Source organism: Enterobacteriaceae endosymbiont of Neohaemonia nigricornis, from assembly GCF_012571795.1.
Classification (GTDB): domain Bacteria; phylum Pseudomonadota; class Gammaproteobacteria; order Enterobacterales; family Enterobacteriaceae.
Map to the genome: position 1 here is coordinate 148,443 of NZ_CP046222.1, position 12,207 is coordinate 160,649.

General features: G+C 22.5%; 6 protein-coding genes and 1 pseudogene. 4 read left to right on the top strand and 3 right to left on the bottom strand.

The features are described 5' to 3' along the window. Position 1 precedes the first annotated feature (1 nt). Complete coding sequence (locus GJT85_RS00725; RefSeq protein ID WP_208754324.1) at positions 2–922, top strand: D-alanine--D-alanine ligase; 921 nt, start codon at positions 2–4, stop codon at positions 920–922. 89 nt (positions 923–1,011) lie between these two features. On the opposite strand, the gene GJT85_RS00730 is transcribed toward GJT85_RS00725, so the two are convergent. After that, a complete protein-coding gene (locus tag GJT85_RS00730; protein ID WP_208754325.1) occupies positions 1,012–1,479 on the bottom strand; it encodes a hypothetical protein in 468 nt (155 codons plus the stop codon). 116 nt (positions 1,480–1,595) lie between these two features. Between GJT85_RS00730 and secA the strand changes: the two are divergent. Beyond that, positions 1,596–4,136 (top strand): annotated as a pseudogene (gene secA / locus GJT85_RS00735) (preprotein translocase subunit SecA); the annotation flags it as partial. 158 nt (positions 4,137–4,294) lie between these two features. Here secA and dnaJ read toward each other — a convergent pair. Beyond that, positions 4,295–5,401, bottom strand: a complete 1,107-nt coding sequence (gene dnaJ, locus GJT85_RS00740) for a molecular chaperone DnaJ (protein ID WP_208754327.1) — start codon at positions 5,399–5,401, stop codon at positions 4,295–4,297. 115 nt (positions 5,402–5,516) lie between these two features. After that, positions 5,517–7,454 (bottom strand): molecular chaperone DnaK, encoded by a 1,938-nt coding sequence (gene dnaK / locus GJT85_RS00745; RefSeq protein ID WP_208754328.1) that lies wholly within the window; start codon positions 7,452–7,454, stop codon positions 5,517–5,519. Positions 7,455–7,795: 341 nt separating this feature from the next. Here dnaK and GJT85_RS00750 point away from each other — a divergent pair, with 341 nt between their 5' ends. Beyond that, entirely contained in the window at positions 7,796–9,298 is a 1,503-nt protein-coding gene (locus tag GJT85_RS00750; protein ID WP_208754329.1) for a leucyl aminopeptidase, read from the top strand. Positions 9,299–9,353: 55 nt separating this feature from the next. Next, positions 9,354–12,200, top strand: coding sequence for a valine--tRNA ligase (locus GJT85_RS00755; protein ID WP_208754330.1), 2,847 nt, complete (start codon positions 9,354–9,356; stop codon positions 12,198–12,200). The last annotated feature ends 7 nt before the right edge of the window (positions 12,201–12,207 follow it).

Here is a 12,207-nt window from a genome sequence, read left to right on the forward strand (position 1 = left end):
TATGTCTAATAAAATAGCAGTTTTATTTGGTGGTAAATCATTAGAAAAAAACATATCATTACAATCTTGTAAAGCGATTTTAAGAGCATTAAAAAAATTAAAAATAAGTGCTTATGGATTAGATATCTGTGATTTTCCTATATTTAATTTAAAAAAATATGGTTTTACAAAGGTTTTTATAGCAGTCCACGGCAAATTTGGTGAAGATGGGATATTACAGAGTATATTAGATTATATAAATATTCCATATACTGGTAGTAGAATGTTGCCTACGGCAATTACTATAAATAAACATCTTACAAAAACCATTTGGAAAGCATATAACTTACCTGTATATCCCCATTTTTTATTAAACAAAATAGATTTTACAGAAAAAAATTATATAAATATTAAAAATAAATGTTTATCTTTAAAATTGCCTATTTTTATTAAACCTAATTGTAGTGGTTCTAGTTTAGGTATTATAAAAATTAATTCTATAGATAAATTATTAATGGGTATTGAAAAAGCATTTAATTATAGTAATGAAATTTTATTAGAAAAATATATTCAAGGCACAGAATATACTATAGGTATATTAAATAATATAACATTACCAATAATTAAAATTGATTATCCAGGGATATTTTATGATTATAATAATAAATATAATAATAATTTAACAAAATATCTTTGTCCTAGTGATTTAACGCAACAAAAAGAATATGAATTATCTCAATTAGCTTTAAAAGCATGGAATATTTTAAATTGTTCTGGATGGGGTCGTATTGATGTTATTTTAGATAAAAAAAAATCTTTTCAATTATTAGAAATAAATACAGTTCCAGGTATGACTAAAAATAGTTTATATCCTAAAGCTGCAAAACAATACGGATTATCATTTAATAAATTAGTTTTATCTATTTTAAATATGGCTAGATAATTATTTTTTATAAAAATAATATTTTTATAAAATTTGTTTGATATAAAACTATTAATGTAAAAATTATACGTATTTTACCTAAAAAAATATTATTTAGATGATGCAATAAATTTAATGATAATATTACGTAATTTTATAGGACTTTTTTTAGATAGTTTTTTTAATAATGTTACACTATATTTAGTCAGCATATTATTATTTATATATTTATTTTTTTTAAAACAATTTATGGAAATTATAGGATTAATATTAAATTTAATGTCTTTTAAAGATGGTATAATAAATTTTTGTAATATACATATAAGATTAGATTTCTCTTTAAGAAAACTAAGCATATAATTAGAATTAGCAATTTCTATAAATAAAATATTATTTTGTAAATTTTGTACATTATATATATGATATAATTTTTTTGAAATATTTTGTTTAATAAATTTTTCTATTTTTATTAATAGATTAACATGTATTTGTAATTTTATTAAAATTTTTACATACGAAGGATAATGATTATTTATTTTTAAAATTTTATTAATTGGCAATAATTTATTATTTCTCATAAAAATTTATCCTATGTTTTAATAAACTATTAAAAGTTATTTTTATAAATATAAAATATATAACAATATATGTACTTTGTATTTAATTATTATTTAATTTATTAAAGAGTGTTTATATGTTAACTAAATTTTTAAAAAAAATATTTGGCAATAATAATAACTATGTTATAAGTCGTTTACAAAATACAGTCAATATCATCAATAATATGGAAAAAAAATTTGAAAAATTTACTGATAGTGAATTAAAAAATAAAACAATTTATTTTAAAAAACAATTAAAAAAAAAATATACATTAGATAATATTTTACCTGAAGCTTTTGCTATAGTTAGAGAAGCTAGCAAAAGAGTATTTGGCATGAGACATTTTGATGTACAATTAATAGGTGGTATTGTATTAAATAATAATTGTGTAGCTGAAATGCGTACAGGTGAAGGTAAAACATTAACTGCAACATTACCAGCATATCTTAATGCTTTAATGGGTAAGGGAGTACATATAGTTACAGTAAATGATTATTTAGCTAAAAGAGATGCTACTAATCATAAAATATTATTTGAATTTTTAAATTTAACTGTAGGACTGAATTTATCAAATATGTCATTATATAAAAAACGTCAAGCATATGCTGCTGATATTACATATGGTACAAATAATGAATATGGATTTGATTTTTTGAGAGATAATATGGTGCTACATATAAAAGATAAAGTTCAACGTCCTTTAAATTTTGCTATTGTTGATGAAGTAGATTCTATACTAATTGATGAAGCTAGAACTCCTTTAATTATTTCAGGACCAGATAAAAATAACGCAGAAATTTATTCTCAAATAAATAATATAATACCATATTTAAAATATCAATCTAGTGAAATAGATATTGCTGGACAACAAGGACATTTTTTTATAGATGAAAAATCAAAACAAGCATATCTAACAGAAGATGGGTTAATTTTTTTGGAACATATTTTAGTAGAAAAAAATATACTTAAGATTAATGAGTCATTATATTCGAGTAAAAATTTAATTTTACTACATTATATTTTAGCAAGTTTAAGAGCACATAAAATTTTTACAAAAAATGTTGATTATATTGTTCAAAATAATAAAATTATTATAGTTGATGAACATACAGGACGTTTAATGGATGGTAGAAGATGGTCTGAAGGATTACATCAAGCGATAGAAGCAAAAGAAAATGTTAAAATTAATAATGAAAATCAAACTTTAGCTTCTATTACTTTTCAAAATTATTTTAGATTATATCATAAATTATCTGGAATGACGGGTACGGCTATAACAGAATCATATGAATTTAAAGAAATTTATAAACTTAATACGATTGTTATTCCTACTAATAAACCTATGATTAGAATAGATTTTCCTGATGTAATTTATTTAACTGAACAAGAAAAAATTCAAGCTATTATTGAAGATATACAAAAAAAATATTATATAGGTCAACCAATTTTAGTTGGTACTATTTCTATAGAAAAATCAGAATTAATTTCTAAAAAGTTAAAACAAATTAATATTCCTCATAATGTTTTAAATGCTAAATATCATGATAAAGAAGCTGAAATTATTGCACAAGCAGGCACAATGCATTCTGTAACAATTGCCACTAATATGGCTGGGAGAGGTACTGATATAGTTTTAGGCGGTAATATATTATTTTATAAACATCTATCTAATCAAAAAGATAAAAATATAAAATTATCTTGGTTAAAACAACATAAAAAAATTATAAAACTTGGAGGGTTATATGTCATTGGTACAGAACGACATGAATCTAGAAGGATTGATAATCAACTAAGAGGACGTTCAGGACGTCAAGGAGATTGTGGTTCTTCTAGATTTTATTTATCTATGGAGGATTCTTTAATGCGTATTTTTGCATCTAAAAATATAACAAATATATTAAGAAGATTAGGTATGAAAAAAAATGAATCTATTGAACATCCATGGATAACAAAAGCAATATGTCAGGCACAAAAAAAAGTTGAACAATATAATTTTGATATAAGAAAACAACTATTAGAATATGATGATGTTATTAATAATCAACGTATAGCTATTTATCAACAAAGGGATTTAATTTTACAATTAACAGATATGAATATTATTATTGACAATTTTAGAAAAGATGTATTTACCACAATAGTTAATAATTATATTAAATCTGAATTATTTACAGAAAAAACATGGAATATAAAAAAATTAATGCAATATATTTATAATATGTTTAATATTTCTTTGCCTTATAAAAAATGGATAAGTTATACACATAAAACAAATAAAACCATTTTTAATAAGCAAATATTATTGAATAATATAATTATGTATACTAAAAAAAAATATGACCAAAAGAAAAAATTTTTAAAAATAGATATAATTAAACAAATAGAAAAAAATATTATTATAAAAATATTAGATTATGTATGGAAAGAACATTTATCATCATTAGATTATTTAAAACAAGGTATACATTTGAGAGGATATGCACAAAAAGATCCTAAACAAGAATATAAAAGAGAAGCATTTTATATGTTTAATACAATGTTAGATGTATTTAAAAAAGAAGTAATTATTTTTATTAATAAATTACAATTTACAAATAATAATATTAGTTTTGCACAAGAACCAATTAAAACAAATAATATACCTATACCACAATATGATTAATAAATATAAACTATATAATAAATAATAAATAATTAAATAAATATAAAAAGATTATATAAATCATTTATTTTCTTTTATATAGAGGATATAAAAAATAATTTTATTTGTTATACCCTCTTAAAAAAAAATAATTATTTTCCTAAATTTCTTAAAAATATTGTTATATTTTTAAGAAAATTTCTAATTAATGGTGTATGTCTATTATCTGAAATAAGATTAATATTTTTGTCTAAATTAGACAATATATTTTTTTGAGTATTATTTAAATTTATTGGTGTTTCAATTTTTACAGTACATAATAAATCACCCATTAAACCAGTTTTAATAGAAGGTACTCCTTTATTTCTTATTCTAAATGTTCTGCCAGTTTGTGTTTCAGGAGGTATTTTAATTTTTATGATGCCATTAATAGTTGGTATATCAACCTCACCACCTAAAGCTGCAGTAGCAAAACTAATAGGTAATTCACAATGTAAATTATTTTCTTCTCTAATAAATAAAAAATGTTTATTAATTCTGATTTCTATATATAAGTCTCCAGCTATAGATTTATTATCAGATTCTCCTTCACCATTTAATCTAATTTTATCACCTGTATTAATACCTTTTGGGATAGTTACTGATAATTGTTTGTTAGTTTCTATTTTTCCTTTACCATAACAATATATACAAGGATTTTTAATAAATGATCCACGTCCATGACACCTAGGACAAGTTTGTTGAACAGTAAAAAAACCTTGACTCATCTGTATTTGTCCATGTCCGTGACAAGTATGACATTGTTGTAATGATCCTTGTGAACCTGTACCTTTACAATATTTGCAACTTTGTAAAAATGGTATTTTAATTTGTTTTTTAACGCCTGTTATAGATTCTTCTAAAGAAATATTTATAATATATTGTAAATCAGCACCTCTGGTTTTTCTATTACTTCTAGTATTGCCAAAAATATCACCAAAAACATCTCCAAAAATATCACTAAAATCAGCTGTTGTATGACTGATATTTTCTTGTTCAAAAGCAGAATGTCCATATTGATCATATGCAGATCTTTTTTTAGCATCACTTAAAATTTCATAAGCTTGTTTAATTTCTTTAAATTTATTTTCAGAATTTTTATCCCCGGGATTACGATCTGGATGAAATTTTATAGCTAAACGTTTATATGCTCTTTTTATTTCTTTATCTGTAGCATCTTTATTAATACTTAAAATATCATAATAATCTTTTTTTGCCATAGTTTCTTACTATCCTATAATCCCCAATAATTTTAATACCGATTAATATATTAAATTATATTATTAATATATAAACGGTATCATAATATTGATAATATGTTTTAAAAAAAATATATTATTTTTTATTATCTTTTACTTCTTCAAATTCAGCATCTACTACATTATTATCTTTATTTGGTTTAGTATTTTGTTGTTTAGTATCTTGTTGTGTATTATTATGTTGTTGTTTTTGATTAATATCATTTTTAGTTAAATTCATGATTTTACTAGATGCTTCTATTAATTTTTGTATTTTTTGTTTAATATCATCTTTATTTTCATTTTTTAATGATATTTCAAGATCATTAATAATATTATTAATTGATAATTTATCTTCTTCACTTACTTGTTCTAAAACTTCATTTAATTTTTTTCTTGTACTATGTATAAGTTGATCGCCTTCATTACGTATTTTAACTAATTCTTCAAAATGTTTATCTGCTTCAGTATTAACTTCAGCATCTCTAATCATTTTTGCAACTTCATCATCATTTAAACCAGATGATGCCTTAATAGTAATATTTTGTTCTTTACCACTATTTTTATCTTTAGCTGAAACATGTAAAATACCATCTGCATCTATATCAAAAGTAACTTCAATTTGTGGTATACCTCTTGGCGCTGGATTAATGCCATCTAAATTAAATTGTCCTAATGATTTATTATCTCTTGCTCTTTTACGTTCTCCTTGTACAATATGTATTGTTACAGATGATTGATTATCTTCAGCAGTAGAAAATATTTGACTATGTTTAGTAGGTATAGTTGTATTTTTATTAATAAGTGTTGTCATTACTCCACCCATTGTTTCAATACCTAATGATAAAGGTGTTACATCTAATAATAATACATCTTTAACATCGCCTGCTAAAACCCCACCTTGTACTGCAGCACCAATAGCTACTGCTTCATCTGGATTAACATCTTTTCGTGGTTCTTTACCAAAAAAATCTGCTACTTTTCTTTGTACCATAGGCATACGAGTTTGTCCACCTACTAAAATAATATCATTAATATCTGAAATAGATAATGTTGCATCTTTTAAAGCCATTTTTAATGGATTAATTGATTTATCTACTAAATCTTCAACTAAAGATTCTAATTTAGCACGTGTTAGTTTAATATTTAAATGTTTAGGACCTGATGCATCGGCTGTAATATATGGTAAATTAACATCTGTATGTTGTGCTGATGATAATTCAATTTTTGCTTTTTCTGCTGTTTCTTTTAATCTTTGCATTGCTAAAGGATCATTTTTTAAATCTATTCCTTGATCTTTTTTAAATTCTGTTACTAAATAATTAATAATTCTACTATCAAAATCTTCACCACCTAAATGTGTATCACCATTAGTAGCTAATACTTCAAAAGTTTTTTCTCCATCAACATCATCAATTTCAATTATAGAAATATCAAAAGTTCCACCACCTAAATCATATACTGCAATTGTTCTATTACCTTTGTCTTTATCTAAACCATATGCTAATGCTGCTGCTGTTGGTTCATTAATAATACGTTTTACTTCTAAACCGGCGATTTTACCAGCATCTTTAGTTGCTTGTCTTTGCGCATCATTAAAGTATGCAGGTACAGTTATAACAGCTGCACTAACTTTAGTACCTAAAAAATCTTCAGCTGTTTTTTTCATTTTTTTTAGTACTTCTGCTGAAATTTGTGGTGGAGCCATTTTTTTACCTTGAATATCAATCCACGCATCACCATTATCAGATTCAGTAATTTTATACGGCATAATTTTAATATCGCGTTGTACTTCTTCATCTTGAAAACGTCTACCAATTAATCTTTTAATAGCAAAAAGAGTATTTTTAGGATTAGTAATAGCTTGGCGTTTCGCTGGTTGACCAACTAGAATTTCACCATCTTTAGTATAAGCAATTACAGATGGAGTTGTTCTATCACCTTCTGAGTTTTCTAAAACACGGGGTTTATTGCCATCTATAATAGCTACACATGAATTTGTTGTACCTAAATCAATACCAATTATCTTACTCATTTTTTATTTCCCTAATTTTTTTAGTATCAAAAATATTATATATAAACTTTAGTAAAAAAATATTATAATATTTATAAAACAATCATACTTAATGACAAGGAGATGGGGACACATATTTACGCATCAAGGGTATTATATATATTTTTTCATTTTTTTAGATAATTTATAGTATATATTTTATTTTTTTAAAAAAAAAAGATATATATTCATAAATTATATAAGTATATATTATATATTAATTATATAATTAATTTAATTAATATAAAGATATTAATTTTAATAATAAATATTAAAAAATATATATTTTTATTTTTAAAGTAACGTATTAATAAGGATAATATATGAAATATCTATTAGAAAATATAACATGTAAAAAAAAAATTGATTGTATTATTATGCCAATTTTTAAAAATTATATTATACCAGAAGATACACAAATAATTAATAATTTAACAAATAATTATATTATAAATTTTATAAAAAAAAATCATTTTCAAGGCAAACTTAATAATTTAATTACATTATATAATATTAATGTACCTAATCTTATAATCAATAAGATTATTATTGTAGGATGTGGTACACAAGAAAAAATCAATAGAATGAGATTTCATAATATTATTAATAATATTATTATTTATATTAAAAAACTATACATAAAAGAATGTATGTGGTTATTAGTTAATTTAAAAATACCAAAATATAATATTTATTGGAACATACGTGATACAATTAATATTATTGAAAATAATTTATATTGTTTAAATACATTTAAAAAAAACAAAAACAGTTATAATATACAAAAATTATTATTTCATGTAAATGATATATATGATAATAATTGTATTATTGCTATTAAACATGCTATGGCAATAAATCAAGGTATTTTAAAGGCAAAAAATTTAGCTAATTTACCACCTAATATATGTAATCCTCAATATTTAGTTAAACAAGTATATAAATTATCAGAAGAATTCCCGGAGAGCATTACTATAGATATTATTGATGAAAAATCAATGAATATATTGAATATGAATGCTTATTTAGCTGTAAGTAAAGGCAGTAAAAATCAAGCACTAATGTCTATTATTCATTATAATAATACTAATTGTAATACTACTCCTCCAATAGTTTTAATTGGTAAGGGTCTAACTTTTGATTCTGGGGGGTTATCTTTAAAACCAAGTCATAATATGCATGAAATGAAATATGATATGTGTGGTGCAGCATCTATATATGGTATAATGTATACCATCGCAAAATTAAAATTACCATTACATGTTATTGGATTAATGTTAGGTTGCGAAAATATGCCTGATGGTGATGCAATACGTCCTGGTGATATTATTAAAACAATGTCAGGAATTACTGTTGAAATAAAAAATACAGATGCAGAAGGAAGACTTGTTTTATGTGATGCTTTAACTTATGTAAACAGATTTAATCCTAAATATGTAATAGATATAGCAACATTAACAGGAGCATGTGTTATTGCATTAGGACATAATATTAGTGGTTTAATGTCTAATAGTCATACATTATCAAAACAAATTCAACAAGCTTCATCAGAAACAAATGATAGAGTTTGGAAATTACCAATTAATGATATTAATTATTTTAATCAATTATATTCTAATATAGCTGATATATCTAATATTGGTAATAATAATGCAGGTTCTGCAATAACTGCAGCATGTTTTTTAGCTAAATTTGCTAAACCATATAAATGGGCTCATATAGATATTGCTGGTACCGCATGGACATATGATGAACATAATCAAGCAATAGCATCAGGAAGACCAGTTAATTTAATATGTCAATTATTACTTAATAATATTAGTTAATAAATTAATATTTATTAAATATACAAAATTATATTTTTTTATATAGGATATGATTATGAATAATAAATATAATCCTAATAGTTTTGAAAAAAATATTTATGATTTTTGGGAAAAAAATAATTTTTTTCAACAAAAAATTAATATTAATAAAAAGAATTTTTCTATTATGGTACCACCACCTAACATTACTGGATATTTACATATAGGACATGCTTTGCAATATAATATTATTGATATTATAATTCGTTATCAACGGATGTTAGGTAAAAACATTTTATGTCAAGTAGGTATAGATCATGCTGGTATTGCAACACAAAATTTAATAGAAAAAGAAATTTTTGCTACAACAGGTAAAACAAAAAAATACTATAATAAAGAATATTTTTTACAAAAAGCATGGTTATGGAAAAAAAAATATATTCCAATTATTATCCAACAAATGAAACGTATTGGATTATCTGCTAATTGGGAAAATATAAGATTTACTATGGATAAACATTTTTCTCAATCAGTACAAAATATTTTTATTAAACTATATGAACAGGGATTAATATATAAAAAAACAAGACTAGTACATTGGGATACTACATTAAAAACAGTTCTTTCTGATTTAGAAGTAGAACACCGATTATGTCAAACAAATATTTGGCATATAAAATATATGTTGTTTAATAATGTTAAAACAATAGATAATAAATCATATATTATTGTAACAACAACTAGACCTGAAACATTATTAGCAGATACAGCTATTGCTGTTAATCCAAAAGATGTTAGATATCAAAATCTTATTGGTAAATATGTAATTGTACCAATAATTAATAGGAAAATACCTATTATTCAAGATGATCATGCAGAAATTAATAAAGGTACAGGTTGTGTAAAAATTAGTCCTGCACATGATTTTGATGATTATCAAGTTGCTGTACGTCATCAATTACCTTTAATTAAGATATTTAATATTGAAGGTCATATTTTAAATCATTATAAAATTTACTCCGTTAATGGTGAAAAACTTCAGATTTATTCTGATATAATACCTTATAAATTTCATAAATTAAATTATATACAAACACGTAAAATTATTATTCAAGAATTAAATACACAAAAGTTAATATGTTCTATTATAACACAAAATAGCTTAATACCATATAGTACACGTAGTAATACTATTATATTACCTATGTTAACCAAACAATGGTATTTAAATACTAAAATTTTATCTACACAAGCTATCAAGGCTGTAAAAAATAAACAAATTCAATTTATCCCTAAACAATACGAAAACATGTTTTTTTCCTGGATGAATAACTTACAAGATTGGTGTATTTCTAGACAATTATGGTGGGGTCATCCAATTCCCGCATGGTATGATAAACATAATAATATCTATGTTGGTAAAAATATTACAGATATTAGAAAAAAATATTCTTTAACAACAAATATTATTCTTAAACAAGATACTGATGTTTTAGATACTTGGTTTTCTTCTAGTTTATGGACTTTTATTACATTAGATTGGCCTAGTAAAAATATAAATTTTGATTTATTTCACCCTACTAGTATAATAGTAAGTGGTTTTGATATTATATATTTTTGGATTGCTAGGATGATTATGATGACAATGCATTTTGTTAAAGATAAAAATAATTGTGCACAAATTCCTTTTAAAAAAATATTAATGACTGGTCTTGTAAGAGATGCATATGGTCATAAAATGTCTAAATCTAAAGGTAATGTTATTAATCCAATTAATCTAATTGAACATAATAATACTATTTTTAGTAAAAACATACAAAACATAGAATCACATTCTGATTTTAAAAATTTAACATATCAAAATCAAAAAAATAATATAAAAAATCAAGGATATGGAGCAGATGCAGTTAGATTTACTTTAGCAGCTCTATCAACTACAGGTCGTGATATATATTGGGATATGACACGATTAGAAGGGTATCGTAATTTTTGTAATAAAATTTGGAATGCTGGTATTTTTATTTTGAAATATATAAATTTTGATTTAATTAAAAAAAAATGTCAATTATCTATAGCAGATAAATGGATTATATCAGAGTATAATATTATTATTAAGGATTATACTACAGCATTAAATAAATATCGTTTTGATATTGCTGCAAATTTATTATATAATTTTATATGGAATAAGTTTTGTGATTGGTATTTAGAATACATTAAATATGTTATACAAATAAATGATTTAGAAAATATAAATGGTATACATTATACTTTATATTATGTATTTGAATCATTATTACGATTATCACATCCTATTATACCATTTATAACAGAAGTACTTTGGCAAAAAATTCAACAACAAGATAATATTAAACAATATAATAATATTAGTATTATATCACAATCATTCCCAATACAAAATAAAGTACTTATAGATTATAATATTATAAATATGTTTAATTTATTTACATTATTAGTTACAACAGTACGTAGTAATAAGGTAGAAATGAATATTTATAATAAAATAGATTTATACATAAAAAATTATAATGATACATTTAAAATAGTCTTAAAAAATAATATTAATGTATTAAAAAAATTTTTAAATTTAAAAAACATTTTTTATCTGGATATACATGAGTTTTTTCCAAAAACATCATTAATTTTTCAAATAAATAATATTGAATGTGCCATACCATTAAATATAAAGATAATTGATAAAAAATTTTTATTAAATAAAATTAATCAAAAATTAACAGATAATCAAAAAATTATAGATAAAATTAATATCAGTATAAATAATCATAATTTTTTAAGCAAAGCCCCACAACATATTATAAAAAAATATTATAATCAAATTAATATATGTAAAAAAGTTAAAAAAGAGTTATTAAATAAATATAAATTAATTATAAACATATGAATTTATC